The sequence below is a fragment of the Corynebacterium nuruki S6-4 genome, assembly GCF_007970465.1.
Classification (GTDB): Bacteria; Actinomycetota; Actinomycetes; order Mycobacteriales; family Mycobacteriaceae; genus Corynebacterium; species Corynebacterium nuruki.
Map to the genome: position 1 here is coordinate 917,777 of NZ_CP042429.1, position 17,486 is coordinate 935,262.

The window sequence follows — 17,486 nt, forward strand, 5'->3', positions numbered from 1 at the left end:
CGTCAACTGTGTAACCAGACCAGCGTATCGGTCAGCCGCGCCAGTTCCAACTGTGGTGCGGCGGCCGCCGACCGTCCCCGGCGAGCACCGACTCGAGCTCCGCCCCGAGGATGTGCCAGTTCCAGGCGTGTTCGGCGTACTCGCGCCCCGCTGCCGCATAGGACGCCGCCCGGGCCGGGTCGTCGAGCAGGTCCGCCACACAGCCCGCGACGGCGGAGACGTCGGTGCCGTCGACGACATCGCCGGTCACCCCGTCCCGGACGGTCTCCGGGGCACCGCCGCCGTCGCCCGCCACGGTCGGTACACCGCAGGCCTGCGATTCGAGGAAGACGATGCCCAGCCCCTCCACCGAGAAGCCGCCGGCCTGCGTACGGACCGGCATGGCGAACACGTCACCCGCGCAGTACGCGGCGACCAGGTCGTCCGCATCGACCGGCCCGGCGACCGTCACCCGGTCGGTGACCCCGAGATCGGCGGCGCGCGTCCGGAGATGGCCCGCGTAGTCGCCGGGACCGACGATCAGCAGATGGGCGTCCGGGATACGGCGCAGCAGCTCCGGCATCGCCTCGACGAGCGTGTCCTGGCCTTTGCGGGGCACCACGCGGGAGACGCACACCACCACCCGCCGGTCGGCAATGCCGTACCGCTGCCGGAGGCGCTCACGGCCCGCCGGGTCCGGCCGGAACCGGGTCGCGTCCACTCCCCCGGGCATCGGTTCCCACGCCACGGTCGGCCCGAAGGCGGCCATGAACCGGCCGCGGGCGTAGCGGGACACGAACGTCAGGCAGTCGACGTTGCGGCCGATGTGCCGCAGGACGCTGCGTCCGCCCGGCACCATCGACCAGCCGACCTCGTGGCCGTGGGTGGATCCGATGATGCGGCGGGCACCGGCGCGACGGGCCGCCCCCGCCATCAGCGCCATCGGGGTGGACGAGCCGAACCACACCGTGTCGATGTCGTTGTCGCGGATGAGCCGGGCCATCCGCCGGGCGGTCGCCGGGGTGGGGAGCATGATCCGCCGGGGCCACCGCACCACCCGGTACGGCACGGCGGCGTCATAGGCGCGGGCGGCCGCGGCGTCCTGCGTCGAAGCGAAGACGGTCAGCCGACCGGGGTCGCGGCGCTCCAGCTCCGCGCAGTAGTCGCGCAGGTAGCTCTGGATGCCGCCAAAGGTCGGGGGAAAGTCGTTGGTGACCAGCAGGACGCGGTTGCCCATGGTGGGAGCGCGACCGGACTCAGTAGCGCGCGGCGCCGGCGAAGGGCATGCTGTCGACGCCGACGACCTGCACCGGGATGCCGTAGTCGGAGGCGTGGACGACCTTGCCGTCGCCGATGTACATGCCGACGTGGGTGACGCCAGAGTAGTAGCCGACGATGTCGCCCGGCTGCAGCTCATCACGGCTCACCGGGGTGCCGCCGGAGACCTGGGCCTGCGAGGTCCGCGGGATGGACTTGCCCATCTGCTGGTAGGCCCAGTACATCAGTCCGGAGCAGTCGAAGGCGTCCGGGCCGACGGCGCCCCACGAGTAGGGTGCTCCGAGTTTGCTCATCGCCGCGCCGACGACGCCACCGCCGATCGCGGACGCCGCGCCGGCCAGGTCGGGGAGCTTCCCGAGGAATTCATCGACGTCGACGTCGATGGGGCCGTTACGGTCGACCCACCGCTGCTTCTGGTCGGGGCTCAGGCCGTCGACCGCGGTGGTGATCTCGTTCTTCAGGCCGTCGAGCTGCGCATTGCGGTCGTCGAGACCCTTCTGCTTCGCGGCGAGGTCGGCGACCTGGAAGTCGGCGGTCGCCTTCGACCGCAGCGCGAGCGACTGCGCGTCGGCGGCGTCCTGCAGCTGGCTCCGCAGCGCCTCGACCTTCGAGGTGCGGTCGTCGTTGATCGCCGTGACGTAGGCACGCCGGTCGATCGCGTCCTGCGGGTCCGCGGCGCCGGCCACCGCGGTGACCCGGTCGACGGTCGCACCCCGGTACATCGCCTGCGACAGTTCACTCACCGGGATCCGCGCCTCATCGGCGGCGGCCCGGGCACGGTCCGCACGACCCTTGTTGGCGTCGACGGCCTTGTTGGCCTCGTCGAGGCGGGCCTTCGCGTCCTCGATCGCCGCGTTGTTCTCCACGATCCGGTCGCTGGTCTCCTGCGCCTGCCGGGAGACCTCCTGCAGCCGGTCGAACAGACCGTCCGCGTCCCCGGGCAGTGGCGCAGCGTTCACCGGGTCCGCGGGGTCAGCCGGGGCTCCCGCGCCCTGCGGGGCAGGATCGGCGACGGCCACACCGCTGCCGACGACAGCGAGGCCGAGACCGATCCCGGCTCCGGCGACGACACGACGGGAACGACGCTGAGGGGGGAGAGAATGACGTGACACAGGAAAGTTCCTCTTCAATGTGGTGGACATGAGGTGAGACGGAGAACTGTGGGCGGCGATGCCGTCACACATATATTGCCACAACAGCGTGACCGAAATGTAACCATACGGACATCCGTGTCGGTGCCCCCCGGGACGCCGAAGACCGGCGCCCCGTCGGGACGCCGGTCAGAGGTCGTTCAGCCGGTCACGGCAGTGGCTAGAAGCGCACCGCGTTGTTGATCGGCATGTAGTCGAGATCGTTGATCTGGACCGGCTCACCCTCGTTCAGGGCGTGGACGATCTTGTGGTCGCCGATGTAGATGCCGACGTGCGAGGCACCGGCGTAGTAGGACACGATGTCACCGGGCTGCAGGGCGTCCAGGGAGACCGGGGTGCCGCTGTACGCCTGGGCGTCGGAGGTCCGCGGGATGGACTTGCCGAGCTGGCTGTAGGCCCAGGAGGTCAGGCCGGAGCAGTCGAAGGCGTCCGGGCCGGTGGCGCCCCAGACGTAGGGCGCGCCCTGCTTGGACAGCGCCTTGTCGGCGATCTGCTGGCCGACCGAGGACGGGGCGGCGGGCAGGTTGGCCTGCGATGCGACATCGCCGGCGACGGCGTTGACGTCGACACCGGTGTAGTCGCCGGCGGCGGCGATCAGCTCGTCGGGCACCTCCGCGGAGAAGTCCGTGCCCGGAACCTGAACCGTGGCGGCCTGCGCGGTAGCGGGCAGGGCCACGACGGCGCCCACGCCCACCGCGGCGACAACCACGGCGTTCCGGCGTGAGTGGTCCTTCGTCAGACTGTGCTTACCCATGAAGATAATGCCTTTCGTGATCGTTGGCGGAGCGCGTATCTCGTTCGCTCCTCAAGGTCACGAGAAGATTACGAAATGGTCACGCTTCGTGTCCAGTCCTGCCGCAAGATTTTTGCGGACCAGTCCCCGTTACCGAACCGTTATCGAACCGCAGCACGACTACCCCGCCGCGCGTCAGACAACCTCCCCGTTTCACAAAAACCGCTGCTGCGCAGCAGTTTAGCCGGGCCGGTACGGCCGATGCTGCACAGCCTGCACGCTCCGCCGACGGCAGGCGGATATTTCTATGTGAGTTACATCACACCGTGGCAGCCGACCGCCCGGCGGTTCCCGCGCGCCCCTTCAGTCACGACCGTAACACAGCGTCGACCCGTCACCGACGCCCCGCGCCGCCGGTCCCCGCCACCCTCCCGGGCCGTCCTGTCCGGTCGCCCCGCTAGAATCCGGGACTGTGGACCACAGCTCACCGGAGGACCTCCCCGCGGCACTGCACGACGCGGTCGCCGACTGTGTCGTCATCGACTGCGAGACGACCGGCCTCCACCCCGCCGACGACCGCATCATCGAGGTCGCCGCCGTCGCCGTACGGTACGGCCGTGTCGTCGACTCCTTCCACTCCCGCGTCAACCCCGGACAACCACTGCCGCAGATCATCACCGAGCTCACCGGGCTCCGGGACGATGACCTGGCCACCGCACCGGCGGCCGCCGACATCCTTGTCCCGCTCAGCGACTTCCTCGACGGTCACACGGTCGTCGGGCACAACATCGCCTTCGACCTCTCCTTCCTGGCCTCCGAGAGCGCCCGGACCCGCGCGGTGACGTTCCGCACGCCGCCGCATCTCTGCACCGCCGACAGTGCCCGGACCCTCATCCCCCGCAGCGAGGTCGGACGCTACCGGCTCACGACCCTCGCCGACCGGCTCGATCTCCCCCACCGGCCGTCCCACCGGGCCGCCGGCGATGTCCTGGCGACGCTGGACCTGCTCAACCATCTCGACGGTCTGGCCCACCATACCCCGCGTCCCTGAGCCCGAACGCGTCAGGAACCGCCGTGCCTCCCTGTGACGACAGAACGAGACGACAGGCCGTCTCCCCCGGCCCGTGTCGGACGGACGGAAAGTCCGGCACAGAGCTGCACCTGGAATCTCTCCGTCGACGTCACCGCCGGCCGGACCGGGGCCACGTCCCGGCGGCGTCGTGGCCGTGGCGCGATGTCCCCGAGTCTGCGCCGACGATTCGCCGTGACCGTGGCGACGGACTGCCGGACTGTCGGCGCATCCCCCGGACGCTCCGCCGGACGCCCCGGGTTGACCCGAGTTGACCCGGTTCCGCCGTTTCCGGGGGACAGAACGAGCGTCCGAATCGGGTCAGCTCGGTACACCGTCGACATGTCGCACGCATTGCGACCGTTGACCCGGCCACGGCGTCCGGTCCGACAGCGCACCTGTTCGGCCGGCAGGCCAAAACCACGCCGGAGACGGTGGTGAACGACGTTTTGGCCTGCCATGCCGACGGGTGCGCTGCCACCGGTCGGCCGGTCATCGCGAGGACGTCGTGATGTCCCGAGTTGACCCGGATCGGTCAGTTCCGTCGGACCGGAAACGCAGAATCGGGTCAGCTCAGAACAACGCCGGCCGGGTCGGCAGGTGACACGCCGGCAAAAGACACGCATATTGACCATGAACGCGGCGTCGTCCCGGCCGCGTCCATGACGGAACCCCCGGTCTCCCGTCGCTGTGACGGGAAACCGGGGGTTCCGGGGAGGCTGGGCCCGAGAGGGGCTCAGGGGCGCGGACTACGGGTTCGCGTGACCCTTGTCCTCGAGAGCCTTGCGGTTCGCCTCGTTGAGGTTGCGGAGCATCTCGATCTTCTCGTGCTCGTTCTCCTCCTCGATGCGCTCGACCTGCTCGACGATCTCCTCGGGATCCGGGGAGAACAGGCTGCCGCGGCCGGGCTGGCCGGCGAAGCCGAGCTGGTTCATCTTCTTCGGCACCTGGGCACCCGCGTACTCGAGCGGGATCTGGTGACCGTGCTCGTCGACCGGGCCGATCGGCTGGTGGACCTCGATGAAGCCGCCGTTCGGGAGCTGGCGGATCGTGCCGGTCTCGATGCCGTGCTCCAGGACCTCACGGTCGGAGCGCTGCAGACCGACGCAGATGCGGTAGGTCACGAAGTAGGCGATCGGCGGGGCCAGCAGGAACCCGATGCGTCCGATCCAGGTCATGGCGTTCAGCGAGATCTGGAAGTGCAGGGCGAACAGGTCGTTACCACCGGAGACCGTCAGGACCAGGTAAGCCACCAGGGCCATCACACCGAGCGAGGTACGCACCGGCACGTCGCGGGGACGCTGCAGCAGGTTGTGGTGCGCGTTGTCCTTCGTGAAGTGCTGCTCGATGAACGGGTAGGCGAACAGCAGGACCACGAGCAGACCCAGCAGCAGAGCCACCCAGAACACACCCGGGATGGTGTAGTTGCCGAGGTAGAGCTCCCAGGCCGGCATGATGCGCGCCGCGCCGTCCGTCCAGAGCATGTAGATGTCAGGCTGCGAACCGGCGGAGACCTGCGACGGGTTGTACGGGCCCAGGTTCCAGATCGCGTTGATCTGGAACACACCGGCCAGCAGGGCGATGAAGCCGAAGGTGATCAGACCGAAGGACGCCGAGTGCACGGCGAACACCGGGAGAATACGGGCACCGACGACGTTGCGCTCGGTACGGCCCGGTCCGGGGAACTGGGTGTGCTTCTGGTACCAGACCAGCGCGAGGTGCGCCGCGATGAGGGCCAGCAGGATCGCCGGGATCAGCAGGACGTGGACGATGTACAGGCGCGGGATGATGATGTCGCCCGGGAAGTCGCCGGCGAACATGATCCAGTGCAGCCAGGTACCGATGATCGGCAGACCGACGATGATCGCGGACATGATGCGCAGGCCCACGCCGGAGAGCAGGTCGTCCGGGAGGGAGTAGCCCATGAAGCCCTCGGCCACGGACAGCAGCAGCAGGACGCAGCCGATGATCCAGTTGGCCTCGCGGGGCTTACGGAACGCACCGGTGAAGAAGATGCGCAGCATGTGCACCATGATCGACACGGCGAACAGCAGCGCCGCCCAGTGGTGGATCTGGCGGATGAACAGACCACCGCGCACCTCGAAGGAGATGTTCAGTGCGGTCTCGTAGGCCTTCGACATTTCCACACCGTTGAGCGGTGCGTAGGCGCCGTCGTAGATGACGGTCGACATCGAGGGGTCGAAGAAGAGCGTCAGGTAGACACCCGACAGCAGCAGGATGATGAAGGCGTACAGCGCGATCTCACCGAGCATGAAGGACCAGTGGCTCGGGAAGACCTTGTTGATCTGCTTCCGGATGCCGCCCGCCATCGTGTAGCGCTCATCCATGTTGTTCCCCATCTCAGCGAGACGGGAAGGTTTAGTGGTCGTTGTCATGACTGACGCTCCCAGAATGCCGGGCCGACGGGCTCGATGAAGTTACCCTTCGCGTACAGGTAACCGTCCTTGTCGACGTTGATGGGCAGCTCGGGCAGGGCCCGGGCCGCAGGACCGAAGACCGGCTTGCCCCAGTGAAGTGCATCGAACTGCGACTGGTGGCAGGGGCACAGGATCCGGTTGGTCTGCTGCTCGTAGAGGGACGTCGGGCAGCCAATGTGGGTGCAGATCTTCGAGTAGGCGTAGTAGTCGCCGTAGTGGAAGTCCTCCTGGCCCTCACGCTGGACCGCCTTCATGGCGTCGCCGTGACGGAGACGGATGAGCATGACCGCGTTACGGGGGCCGTGGACGGACTCCATGTGCTCCTCGTAGACGTCCTTGTTCTTGTCGTACCCGGCACCGTCGTTCACCATCTCCTCGGTGAGGGGGAAGACGGTCTCCATCGCACCGGCGTCGAGATCCTCCGGACGCACGCGCACCAGTCGGGTGACACCCTCGGTGCTGTACTTGCCGTCCTTCTCCTCGGCGATACCGCCGGTGTCGCGGCCGAGGTAGACCTTCTCGTCGTGCTCGGTGAGCGTCCAGCCGGTGGTCCACAGCGTGCCGTCGCCCTGGATGCCCATTTTCTTGGTGGGCTTCCACGGGTTCTTCACGATGCCGCCGAGCGGCAGGATGATCGACAGTCCGGCCAGAGCGGCACCGCCGCCGGCCAGACCCATGATCACCTTGCGACGACCGAGGGTGGAGGTCTTCCACGCGTCGTTCAGCAGGGCGGTGATCGTCTTGCGGTCGACCTCGGCGGACGGACCGTCGTGACGGGTCTGGACCGAGATCTCCTCGGGGACGAATTTCTTGGAGTAGTCGACCGCGCCGATGCCCAGGAACAGGATCGACAGGCCGGCCGTCACGCCCAGCAGCGGCGTGTACAGCGTGTAGGTCCAGAGGCCGTCCTCGGCGAGGTGCTTGTACTGCCACGGCCAGAACAGGTAGATCAGCACGAAGGCGATCCCCATGATCACGGACAGGGCGAACCAGAGGCCGACCTTGCGGGCGGCCCGCTTCTCGGCGGGGTCGTTCTCGACCGGGAAGCGTTCCTTGCGGTACGCCACCGTGACGCCGTCGAGCTCGGTACCCAGGCGGGCGAGCTCGTCGTCGCTCATCGCCTTGAGCTCTTCCTCGGTGTAACTGCTCTTGATCTCACTCATGACCGGGTTCCAATCCACATGGCCGCGCCGATGAGCACGACGATCCCGACGATCCACATCAGCATGCCCTCGGTGACCGGGCCGATCCCGCCGAGACCGTAGCCGCCCTGCGACGGGGTCTCCTTGGCGGACTTGATGTACGCGATGATGTCCTTCTTCTCGTCAGCGGAGAGCTGGCGGTCGGAGAACTTCGGCATGTTCTGGGGGCCGGTGAGCATGGCCTGGTAGATCTCCTGCTCATTGGCGTTGTCCAGCGTCGGCGCGTACTTACCGCCGGACAGCGCGCCACCACGGCCGGTGAAGTTGTGGCAGGAGGCGCAGTTCAGGCGGAACAGGTCGGAACCGCGGGAGACATCCTGCGGGTCGATCTCGCCGTTGTCGTTGTGCGAGCCGCGCAGCGAGTCCATGGCGATGTTGCCGTCCGAGTCCTTCACGATGCCCGGGCCGCCACCGTTGGCGTTGACGTAGGCCGCCAGCGCCAGCGTCTGCTGCTCGTTGAAACGCGCGTCCTTGCGGGAGGCCTGCGCCTCGTTGCGCTTCATCGGCATACGGCCGGAGTGCACCTGGAAGTACACGGCACCTTCACCGACGCCGACCAGCGACGGACCGCGGTCCTGCACACCCTGCAGGTTGGCACCGTGGCAGGTGATGCAGGCGACCTCGTAGATGTCCTTGCCCTGGTTGACCATCGAGGCCGCGTCCAGGTCGGCGGTGGCCGTCTGCGCGTCCGGGGTGACCGCCTGGGCGACCAGGCCGGCACCGGTCAGGCCGAGCCCGAGCGCAACGGCTCCGACCACGACACGGCGTCCCTTACGCTTCAAACGCCGCTTCCTGCGGGTTGTGGATGCCTCGGTTGAGGCGGCCGCGGATACGCCGGTCACCGGCTCCTCCGGGCTCATGGGGTTGTTGGTATCCATCTTGTCCCTTTAATTCGTCATGTGGAATGCGATGGGCTGACAGCCGACCGTCACGTGTCGGCCGGTTCGGCCTACTGGATGAAGTAAATGGTGATCCACAGGCCGATCCACACCACGTCGACGAAGTGCCAGTAGTACGACACGACGACGGCGGCGGTGGCCTGGGCCGGAGTGAACTTGGACTTCACCGTGCGCAGCAGCACCACGACGAACGCCAGGACACCGGCGATGACGTGGGCGCCGTGGAAGCCGGTGGTGATGAAGAACACCGACCCGTAGACGCTGCCTCCGATGGTCGTCCCCTCGTGCACGAGGCTGACGTACTCGTACGCCTGGCCGACGATGAAGATCGTGCCCAGCACGATCGTCAGCGTGTACCACTTCCGCAGGCCGAACACGTCACCCCGCTCGGCGGCGAAGACGCCCCACTGGGCGGTGAAGGACGACGACACCAGGATGACGGTGATCAACAGCGCCCACGGCACGTTGAGGTGCGTCGGGTGCGTCGGCCAGTCACCCCCGGAGTTCGCCTTCGACACGAAGTACATCGCGAACAGACCCGCGAAGAACATCAATTCCTGGGACAGGAACACAATCGTCCCGACGCTGACCATGTTCGGTCGGTTCAGCGTCACGGCACGTTGTGGTGCTGCCATACCTTGGTTTCCAACTGCGCTCGTCACGCGTACAAGTATGGCTGGTCGACGCCCGGTAGTCGATTCCGACCCCCCTGAAAATGCCGTTTATCTGTAAAACCGCAGGTCGTGGCTCCAGATTCCCTGGCAATTCACCACAAACGGGGTTAGACGGGAACTATCCGGCCCTCCCGGCCGACGCACCGACATTACCGCTGGTAGTGCCCCGATTAGGCCGGACCCCCGACCGACCCGGCCCGACTTCGGCACCCCCGTACGGGGCTACCGTCGTCGCGACTACTGCATACACATCCTACAGGGCGTCCCCGGCCCGCAGAGAACTCCCGGCAGGCCCGCAGCCCGCACACCCCTCCCCCGCCCACGGTCCGGCGGGTTCCGGTCCACGGACTAGACTGGACCGGTCACAGTAACCCCTGGAGGAAAGGCCACCATGGCAACGTCCGACGTTCACCCCGACCACGTCCCACCACTCGGTCAGGACAAGCTCCCCGCCAGCTATTTCACCTGGCCGGGCGTCCTCGACCGGATGGCACGGCACGAGGAACTGAGTGAGTCCCAGGTCGCATGGGCCATGGAACAGATCATGCGGGGCGACGCCACCGACGCCCAGGTCGCCGCGTTCGCCTACGGAATCCGCGTCAAGGGCATCACCGCCGCCGAGCTCTCCTCCGCAGCGAGCACCATGACCTCCTTCGCCACCCCGGTCGACTTCTCCGACATCCCGGCGGCCGTCGACATCGTCGGCACCGGCGGCGACGGCCACCACACCGTCAACGTCTCGACCATGGCGTCCTTCGTCGTCGCGGCGACCGGGACGACCGTCGTCAAGCACGGCAACCGGGCGGCGTCCTCGCTGTGCGGCGGTGCCGACGTCCTCGAGGCTCTCGGTTACGACATCGAGCGCTCCCCGGAGACCATCCACGCCGACGCGCTGGAGACCGGCTTCGCGTTCATGTTCGCCAAGACCTACCACCCCGCCATGCGCTTCGCCGGCCCGGTCCGCTCCCAGCTCGGTGTCCCGACCCTGTTCAACATGCTCGGACCGATGACGAACCCCGCCGCGCCCCGCTACGGGCTCATCGGCTGCGCGTTCCGCGACATGATGCCCATCATGGCCGGGGCATTCGCCCACCAGGGCATCCGCGCCCTCATCGTCCGTGGCCTCGACGGGATGGACGAGATCAGCGTCTGCGCCCCCACCGAGGTCGTCTCCGTCGACTCCGAGGGCAGGACCGGCGAGTACACGCTGAATCCGCGGTCGTTCGGTCTCGACATCTACGACGACGACGCCCTGCGTGGCGGCGACCCGCAGTTCAACGCCGATATCGCCCGTCGCCTGCTGCACGGCGAACTGGAGGGCGCCGTCAAGGACGCCGTCCTGATCAACGCCGCAAGTGCGCTGGCGGCGGTGCACGGCTGGGAGGACTCGGACCTCCACTCCGTCATCGCCGAGCAGCTGGACATCGCCCGGGACACGCTGGAGTCCGGTCGCGCCCTGGAACACGCCGAGAAGATCCTCGCCCGCTGACCCGCTCCCCCGTGCCGGCGTGACGTGGGCCCGTCGGTCAGAGCGGCCACGTCCCACCGCCATCACCGCCCCCGGTGACCGTCCCCCGGTCCCCGGGGGCGTCCCCATGTCCGGAACAGTGCCCGGCACATGCGCCCCCCCAACTGACGCCGGACATGCGGAAGCCCCGCGGAGCCCACCGAGGAAGATGGTGGGACGCGGGGTGGAACGGAAGCTGTTACTCCTTCTCCGGCGGGAGACCGTACTGGAGGTTGAGCATGATCGTCGACCAGACGAGCATGACCGCGCCCAGCAGGATCAGCCAGATGTGGAAGAAGGAGATTCCGTAGCCCATGAGCATGATGGCGAAGGCCATCAGGAAGGGCCAGCCGGAGCTCGCCGAGAAGAAGCCGAGCACACCGGCACCGTCCTCGATCTCGGCCTCCTCCCAGTCCTTCGGCTCGATGTCCGTCTTCGAGCTGGTCAGGTGGAAGTACACACCCAGGAACAGCGCCAGCAGGGTGGCCAGCACCATGCCGGTACCACCGGCCCACTCGATGCCCTTCCCGGTCGAGCTGTCGCTGAGCTGCGACGTCGCGACAAAGTACAGCACCGTCATGATGAGCATGAACGTCGCGAGCGCGTACATGATCTTCGCTGTCTGCTTCATTGTTCTCTCCTCGTCCTCGCCGGGTCCGCTTAGGCCGCGCTCGGCGCGATGTAGTTCTCGCCGTCGACACCACGGGTGGCGTCACGACCCGGCAGGAACGGGCGGGTGCTGGTGGCGTAGGGATCCTGGCCGATGGACTTCAGCGCGTCGGCGTTGGACGCCTGCGGGTTCTTCTCACGGAAGTCCAGGTAGGCCTTGAAGTCCTCCGGCGAGACCGCCCGGACCTCGAAGTTCATCATGGCGTGGTAGGTACCGCACATCTCAGCACAGCGACCGACGAATGCGCCTTGCTTCTCGATCTGCTCGATCTGGAAGTTCGGCACCTGGCCGTTGGCGTCCGGGTGCGGCATGACGTCGCGCTTGAACAGGAACTCCGGCACCCAGAAGGAGTGGACGACGTCCGAGGACGCGAGGTTGAACTCGATCGGCGTACCGGTCGGCAGCACGAGCACCGGAACCTCCTCGGAGGTACCGACGGTCTCGATCTTGTTGTACCGCAGGTAGTCGAAGTTCTCCTTCGACTTGCCGTGGATCGGTCCGACAGCCTCGCCCTCTTCGGTGCGGTCGGTCGGCTGACCCATGACGTCGGCGTCCGCCTTCTTCTGCGCGTCCGCACCTTCGTAGGTCTTGCCGTCGGCGGTCAGGGAGTCGGCGACCTCGTTGTAGCCGAACTTCCAGTTCCACTGGTAGGCGGTGACGTCGACCTTGACCTTCGGGTCCTTGTTCAACGCGGTGGCCTGGTCCTGCGCCTGCACGTTGAAGAAGAACAGGCCCATGACGATGAGCACCGGGATGACGGTCAGCGTCAGCTCGAGGTTGACGTTGTAGGCCGTCTGGCGCGGGAACTCGCCCTTGCCCGCCTTCTTGGCGCGCTTGGCACTGTCCCGGAACATCACGAAGAGCAGCAGTGCCCACATGATGATGCCGATGATCCAGGCCACGACCCAGGTCCACACCCAGAAGTTGCCCATGGACTTGGACTCCGGGGTGATGCCGTCGGGCCAGCCCATGCGCAGGGCATGGAAGAATCCGTTGTCGGGCGGGTTGACGTCACAGCGACCAGGGCCGTGGCGCCGAGTCCCAGCGCACCGACCAATCCCAGCTTGCGGGCCATACCGTGAACTTTTCGCTGTTCCACGCGAGTATGCCTTCCTCAATCACACGTCGTGTTCACCGGAACGGTCCCGGGACATCGACTGCAGAGGACGACCCGGAGGTTCCGTATCAGGTAATGACAATAGTCCATCGGGTGGACGCGTCCACCATCATCCCGGCCGTGGCGGCGGCGCATGGACCCTATTCGGGGTTGCCGCCGACGCCAGGACCGGACAGACGGGCACGCCACCTGCGACGGGGCACCACCCCCGGCCCCACCCGTGCGATTCCCCGGCCCCGGCCCATGACCCGCCCCACGTTCCACTCCACGCCTCACCGTCAGGCGCGCCGGTACCCGTCCTGCGCGCTACTCCCCTAGTATTCTCTAGGTCCGTATGCGGTCGACTCCCCCCGACCGCCCGCCCACCTATTGGAGATGACCCCTACAGCCTATGTGTGGACTTCTTGGAATCCTCACCGCCCTCGGTGACGCATCGCGGTTCGCCGACCCCGTCGCCGCCGCCCTGCCCTGCATGCGGCACCGCGGCCCCGACGACTCCGGCACCTGGCACGACGACGACGTCGTCTTCGGCTTCAACCGGCTGTCCATCATCGACCTGGAGCACTCGCACCAGCCGCTGCAGTGGGGCCCCGCCGGTCAGCCCGACCGATACGCGCTGACGTTCAACGGTGAGATCTACAACTACGTCGAACTCCGCGAGGAACTGCAGGCGCAGGGGTACGAGTTCGCCACCGGCGGAGACTCGGAGACCATCGTCGTCGGCTACCACCACTGGGGCGCCGACGTCGTCAACCACCTGCGCGGCATGTTCGCCTTCGCGGTGTGGGACACGGTCGACCGCAAGGTGTTCCTCGCCCGGGACCCCTTCGGCATCAAGCCGATGTTCTACGCCACCACCGACGCCGGCACCGTCTTCGGCAGCGAGAAGAAGTGCATCCTCGCCATGGCGGACGCCATCGGTCTCGACAAGAGCCTTGACGACCGTGCGATCGTCCACTACACGGACCTTCAGTACGTGCCGGAGCCCGAGACCCTGCACCGCGGCATCCGCCGCCTCGAGTCCGGCTGCCACGCGACCCTGACCCCCGGTGGCGAGGTCAACGCGGTCCGCTACTTCACCCCGGACTTCACCCCGGTGCCGGTCCCGGCCGGTGGCGAGGACGCCCTGTTCCACCGGATCGCGGACGCCATGGAAGACTCGGTCGCCAAGCACATGCGCGCCGACGTGACCGTCGGGTCGTTCCTCTCCGGCGGCATCGACTCGACCGCCATCGCCGCACTCGCCAAGCGCCACAACCCCGACCTGGTCACCTTCACCACCGGGTTCGAGCGCGAGGGCTACTCCGAGGTCGACGTCGCCGCCGAGTCCGCCGAGGCCATCGGCGTCGAGCACGTCGTCAAGGTGGTCTCCCCCGAGGAGTTCGCCGCCGCCGTCCCCAAGATCATCTGGTACCTCGACGACCCGGTGGCCGACCCGGCCCTGGTCCCGCTGTACTTCGTCGCCGCGGCCGCCCGCGAACGCGTCAAGGTCGTCCTGTCCGGTGAGGGCGCCGACGAGCTCTTCGGCGGCTACACGATCTACAAGGAGCCGCTCTCCCTCGCACCGTTCGACAAGGTGCCGTCGCCGCTGAAGAAGGTGCTCCACAAGTTCGGCGAGCTCCTCCCCGAGGGACAGCGCGGCAAGTCGCTGCTGCTGCGCGGCACCACCCCGATGGAGCAGCGCTACTACGGTAACGCCCGCTCCTTCAACTACGAGCAGCTCGAGCGGGTCCTGCGCATCGCCCGCCCGGAGTGGGACCACAGCGACGTCACCGCGCCGATCTACGCCGCCTCCCGCGACTTCGACCCCGTCGCCCGAATGCAGCACCTGGACCTGTTCACCTGGATGCGCGGCGACATCCTCGTCAAGGCGGACAAGATCACCATGGCGAACTCACTCGAACTTCGGGTGCCGTTCCTCGACAAGGTCGTCTTCGACGTCGCCCGGACCATCCCCTACGACCTCAAGATCAGCCACGGGACCACGAAGTACGCTCTGCGCCGGGCCATGGAGCTCATCGTCCCGCCGCACGTCATCAACCGGAAGAAGCTCGGCTTCCCGGTGCCGATCCGCCACTGGCTGGCCGGCCCCGAGCTCTACGACTGGGCCCGCAAGATCATCGAGGACTCGCAGACCGACGCGATCTTCAACCGGGCCGAGGTGCTCGCCATGCTCGACGAGCACCGGGTCTCGATGACCTCCGGGCACGGCCCCGACCACTCCCGCCGACTGTGGACCGTCATCGCCTTCATGATCTGGCACGGCATCTTCGTCGAGGACCGCATCCACCCGGAGATCGACGAGCGGGATTACCCGGTCTCACTCTGACCGGCGCTCCCCGGAGAAAGACTGACCCGGTGAAAGACTGACCGCCTGAGGGTGGATCCCGGAAAGGATTCCACCCTCAGGCGGTCAGTCTGTCTCTGAGCGGGGACGCCGCACCTGAGGCGGCGTCCTGGCGGTCAGCTGAACGAGTCGCCGCAGGCGCAGGAGCCGGAGGCGTTCGGGTTGTCGATCGTGAAGCCCTGGGACTCGATGGTGTCCGAGAAGTCGATCTTCGCACCGGTCAGGTACGGGGCCGACATCTTGTCGACGACGAGGGTCACACCCTCGACCTCGTCGACCAGGTCACCGTCCAGGGTCCGGTCATCGAAGAACAGCTGGTAGCGCAGGCCTGCACAACCACCCGGCTGCACCGCGATGCGCAGCGACAGATCGTCGCGGCCTTCCTGTGCGAGCAGTCCCGCAGCCTTACCTGCCGCAGCACTCGACAGCTCGACGCCTGTGTTCGTGGTCTTCTCGGGAGCAGTCATCTATTCCTCCTCGGTAGTGGGTTGACACCAAACTACCCCCGTACAACGCGCTAATCCAACGATCTGTTCCCGGACCCGCGTTGGTGCCGGTGACTGCCGGTGCTCTAGCCTGTGGAGTGTGAAGATGCCGTGGAAGAAAGACGACGAGACCGGCGGGGACCCCGCCGACCGGACCGGGACCGCCGGTACCGCGACCGACGACGCCGCAACCGACACCGACGGTGCCGCCGCCGAGGGTCCGAAGGGTTACACGCCGAAGAAGGGCCGCCCCACCCCGAAGCGCAACGAGGTCGAACGCGCCGCCGGCACCCGCCGCGCCCACTACGAGGCGCCGCTGACCCCGAAGGAGGCACGTCAGCGCCGCAAGGACGTGAAGAACTCCATGACGAAGGAGGAGTTCAAGGAGGCCAAGCGGAAGCAGCGCGAGGAGGCCACGGCCGCCCGCCGCAAGGCCAACGACCGGATGATGGCGGGCGACCCCGACTATCTCCTCGCCCGTGACCAGGGCAAGGAGAAGCTGCTCATCCGTAACTGGGTGGACGCCCACCGGTACGCGATGAACTTCTTCCTGCCGCTGGCGCTGGTGGTCATCGTCATCATGATCGTCGGCACCCGGCTCCCCGAGGTCGCCAGCCTCACCTCGATCATCATGATGGTCATCATCCTCGCCCTGATCGTGGAGGGCTTCTTCCTCGGCAGGAAGGTCAACAAGGTCGTCCGCGCCCGGTACCCCGGCACCAGCCTCGGCCGGTGGACGATCGGGTTCTACGCCTTCACCCGCGCCACGATGATCCGCCGCATGCGTTCGCCTGCCCCGCAGGTCGCCATCGGCGACGAGGTCTAGCACCGTGACGGCACCCACCCCGTCCGCTGCGTCCCCTGCATCCGGCTCCCCCGCGTCCGGTTCCTCCGGTCCGTCGGGGCTGCTGCAGGAACTCGCCGACTGGCTCCGGACCACCGGGGCAGCGGACGCGCTCGCCGCGACCGCAGTCGGCCCGGACCAGGATCCGCCGGCATCGGGTCCACTGCTCGTCAGCGTCACGGGGGTCACCGATGTCACAGGGGGCGGTGCGGGCACCGGTGTCACCGGCGACCGGCTCTCCGCGGCAATGCAGATCCAGACCGTGCACCGTGACGTCGCCGGCACGTCGGTCGACCAGGCCCGTGACCTCGGTGCGGAGATCGCCGACCGGGCGGCCGACGACGGCGTCCCGCTGCTCGTCCTCGCCGGACCCGACGTGCCCGACACGACGACGGCCGCGATCGTCGGGACCCTCTGCAATCTCGAACCGGTGAAGGCCCACAGCCCGGCCGGCCGCACGGACCACGCCTGGGCCGACGAGGTCGCGGAGGTGCGGGACCTCATGTTCGCCACCCGGTCCCTGCGCAGAGGCCCCGCTGACGCGACGAAGGCCACTGCCGTGCTCGACGCCGTCGGATCACCCGTGGTTGCAGCCGTCACCGGTCTGCTCGCCCGGGCGGCGCAGCGGCGCACCCCGGTCATCCTCGACGGTGCGGCCTCCCTCGCGGCCGCACTCCTGGCTGAAGCCCTCTCCCCCGGTTCCGCGGCCTGGTGGCTCGCCCCGCACCGCCCCGGTGGTGCCGGGGCAGGAGCGGCCGGGGCAGCGCTCGACCGACTTCAGCTGCGTCCCGTCCACGACCGCGAGCTCGGTGCGACGGCCGGCGGAGCCGGCCTGTGCGTCCTGCCCCTGCTGCAGGCCGCGGCACTCGGCACCGCCCGCTGACCCCGCCCCGACCCTGTTGTCCCCCGATCCCGCTGATCGCGGAACGAACCGACAGGTCGACATTTCCGTCCTCAGACGGCACCCGGGTTCGCGAACCCGACATCTGTAGGAGCGGACCGACCCCCGGGTTCTGAAAACCGACCGGGGCGCGGCGGTCCGGAGCGGATGCACCGGCCGGACGCCCGGGTCACCCCGCCCCCGGCGCCCCGA

14 protein-coding genes and 1 pseudogene are annotated in these 17,486 nt (G+C 67.8%); 5 read left to right on the forward strand and 10 right to left on the reverse strand.

The window, feature by feature from the left end; all coding sequences use genetic code 11:
* Positions 1 to 31: 31 nt before the first annotated feature.
* The 3 genes from FSW06_RS04155 to FSW06_RS04165 form a co-directional block, all read right to left on the reverse strand.
* Positions 32 to 1,216 (reverse strand): glycosyltransferase family 4 protein, encoded by a 1,185-nt coding sequence (locus FSW06_RS04155; RefSeq protein WP_010122280.1) that lies wholly within the window; start codon positions 1,214 to 1,216, stop codon positions 32 to 34.
* Positions 1,217 to 1,235: 19 nt separating this feature from the next.
* Positions 1,236 to 2,369: an NlpC/P60 family protein gene (locus tag FSW06_RS04160; protein ID WP_238526014.1), complete on the reverse strand. Its 1,134-nt coding sequence runs from the start codon at positions 2,367 to 2,369 to the stop codon at positions 1,236 to 1,238.
* A 199-nt stretch (positions 2,370 to 2,568) separates the two neighbouring features.
* Positions 2,569 to 3,162 carry a C40 family peptidase gene (locus FSW06_RS04165; RefSeq protein WP_010122283.1) on the reverse strand — a complete coding sequence of 198 codons (594 nt, stop codon included), beginning with the start codon at positions 3,160 to 3,162 and terminating at the stop codon, positions 2,569 to 2,571.
* Positions 3,163 to 3,613: 451 nt separating this feature from the next.
* Here FSW06_RS04165 and FSW06_RS04170 point away from each other — a divergent pair, with 451 nt between their 5' ends.
* Positions 3,614 to 4,192, forward strand: coding sequence for a 3'-5' exonuclease (locus FSW06_RS04170; protein ID WP_010122285.1), 579 nt, complete (start codon positions 3,614 to 3,616; stop codon positions 4,190 to 4,192).
* Positions 4,193 to 4,959: 767 nt separating this feature from the next.
* On the opposite strand, the gene qcrB is transcribed toward FSW06_RS04170, so the two are convergent.
* From qcrB to ctaE, 4 genes are all read right to left on the reverse strand, one after another.
* Positions 4,960 to 6,606 carry a cytochrome bc1 complex cytochrome b subunit gene (gene qcrB, locus FSW06_RS04175; RefSeq protein WP_029450201.1) on the reverse strand — a complete coding sequence of 549 codons (1,647 nt, stop codon included), beginning with the start codon at positions 6,604 to 6,606 and terminating at the stop codon, positions 4,960 to 4,962.
* A complete protein-coding gene (qcrA, locus tag FSW06_RS04180) occupies positions 6,603 to 7,811 on the reverse strand; it encodes a cytochrome bc1 complex Rieske iron-sulfur subunit (RefSeq protein ID WP_010122289.1) in 1,209 nt (402 codons plus the stop codon). Before qcrA ends, qcrB begins: the two co-directional genes overlap by 4 nt.
* Complete coding sequence (gene qcrC, locus FSW06_RS04185) at positions 7,808 to 8,728, reverse strand: cytochrome bc1 complex diheme cytochrome c subunit (RefSeq protein WP_029450203.1); 921 nt, start codon at positions 8,726 to 8,728, stop codon at positions 7,808 to 7,810. The genes qcrA and qcrC overlap by 4 nt, the downstream gene beginning before the upstream one ends.
* Positions 8,729 to 8,799: 71 nt before the next feature.
* Positions 8,800 to 9,411, reverse strand: coding sequence for an aa3-type cytochrome oxidase subunit III (gene ctaE, locus FSW06_RS04190; protein ID WP_029450205.1), 612 nt, complete (start codon positions 9,409 to 9,411; stop codon positions 8,800 to 8,802).
* Positions 9,412 to 9,814: 403 nt separating this feature from the next.
* Here ctaE and trpD point away from each other — a divergent pair, with 403 nt between their 5' ends.
* Complete coding sequence (trpD, locus tag FSW06_RS04195) at positions 9,815 to 10,912, forward strand: anthranilate phosphoribosyltransferase (protein ID WP_010122293.1); 1,098 nt, start codon at positions 9,815 to 9,817, stop codon at positions 10,910 to 10,912.
* Between the two features lie 217 nt (positions 10,913 to 11,129).
* On the opposite strand, the gene ctaF is transcribed toward trpD, so the two are convergent.
* Both ctaF and ctaC read right to left on the reverse strand, forming a co-directional pair.
* Positions 11,130 to 11,561, reverse strand: a complete 432-nt coding sequence (gene ctaF / locus FSW06_RS04200; protein ID WP_010122294.1) for an aa3-type cytochrome oxidase subunit IV — start codon at positions 11,559 to 11,561, stop codon at positions 11,130 to 11,132.
* 29 nt (positions 11,562 to 11,590) lie between these two features.
* Positions 11,591 to 12,699, reverse strand: a pseudogene (gene ctaC / locus FSW06_RS04205) (aa3-type cytochrome oxidase subunit II).
* A 409-nt stretch (positions 12,700 to 13,108) separates the two neighbouring features.
* Here ctaC and asnB point away from each other — a divergent pair.
* Positions 13,109 to 15,046 carry an asparagine synthase (glutamine-hydrolyzing) gene (gene asnB, locus FSW06_RS04210; RefSeq protein ID WP_010122296.1) on the forward strand — a complete coding sequence of 646 codons (1,938 nt, stop codon included), beginning with the start codon at positions 13,109 to 13,111 and terminating at the stop codon, positions 15,044 to 15,046.
* A 134-nt stretch (positions 15,047 to 15,180) separates the two neighbouring features.
* On the opposite strand, the gene FSW06_RS04215 is transcribed toward asnB, so the two are convergent.
* Positions 15,181 to 15,531, reverse strand: a complete 351-nt coding sequence (locus FSW06_RS04215) for a HesB/IscA family protein (protein WP_010122297.1) — start codon at positions 15,529 to 15,531, stop codon at positions 15,181 to 15,183.
* Positions 15,532 to 15,655: 124 nt separating this feature from the next.
* Here FSW06_RS04215 and FSW06_RS04220 point away from each other — a divergent pair, with 124 nt between their 5' ends.
* Both FSW06_RS04220 and FSW06_RS04225 read left to right on the forward strand, forming a co-directional pair.
* Positions 15,656 to 16,375 carry a DUF3043 domain-containing protein gene (locus FSW06_RS04220; protein WP_010122298.1) on the forward strand — a complete coding sequence of 240 codons (720 nt, stop codon included), beginning with the start codon at positions 15,656 to 15,658 and terminating at the stop codon, positions 16,373 to 16,375.
* 4 nt (positions 16,376 to 16,379) lie between these two features.
* Positions 16,380 to 17,276 (forward strand): nicotinate-nucleotide--dimethylbenzimidazole phosphoribosyltransferase, encoded by an 897-nt coding sequence (locus FSW06_RS04225; protein WP_010122299.1) that lies wholly within the window; start codon positions 16,380 to 16,382, stop codon positions 17,274 to 17,276.
* The last annotated feature ends 210 nt before the right edge of the window (positions 17,277 to 17,486 follow it).

Bases quoted from the DNA above. Each gene is read 5' to 3' on its own strand.
- FSW06_RS04215 (WP_010122297.1), bottom strand. From the start codon at position 15,531: ATGACTGCTCCCGAGAAGACCACGAACACAGGCGTCGAGCTGTCGAGT.
- asnB (WP_010122296.1), top strand. From the start codon at position 13,109: ATGTGTGGACTTCTTGGAATCCTCACCGCCCTCGGTGACGCATCGCGG.
- FSW06_RS04165 (WP_010122283.1), bottom strand. From the start codon at position 3,162: ATGGGTAAGCACAGTCTGACGAAGGACCACTCACGCCGGAACGCCGTG.
- qcrB (WP_029450201.1), bottom strand. From the start codon at position 6,606: ATGACAACGACCACTAAACCTTCCCGTCTCGCTGAGATGGGGAACAAC.
- FSW06_RS04155 (WP_010122280.1), bottom strand. From the start codon at position 1,216: ATGGGCAACCGCGTCCTGCTGGTCACCAACGACTTTCCCCCGACCTTT.
- FSW06_RS04220 (WP_010122298.1), top strand. From the start codon at position 15,656: ATGCCGTGGAAGAAAGACGACGAGACCGGCGGGGACCCCGCCGACCGG.
- qcrC (WP_029450203.1), bottom strand. From the start codon at position 8,728: ATGGATACCAACAACCCCATGAGCCCGGAGGAGCCGGTGACCGGCGTA.
- trpD (WP_010122293.1), top strand. From the start codon at position 9,815: ATGGCAACGTCCGACGTTCACCCCGACCACGTCCCACCACTCGGTCAG.
- qcrA (WP_010122289.1), bottom strand. From the start codon at position 7,811: ATGAGTGAGATCAAGAGCAGTTACACCGAGGAAGAGCTCAAGGCGATG.
- ctaF (WP_010122294.1), bottom strand. From the start codon at position 11,561: ATGAAGCAGACAGCGAAGATCATGTACGCGCTCGCGACGTTCATGCTC.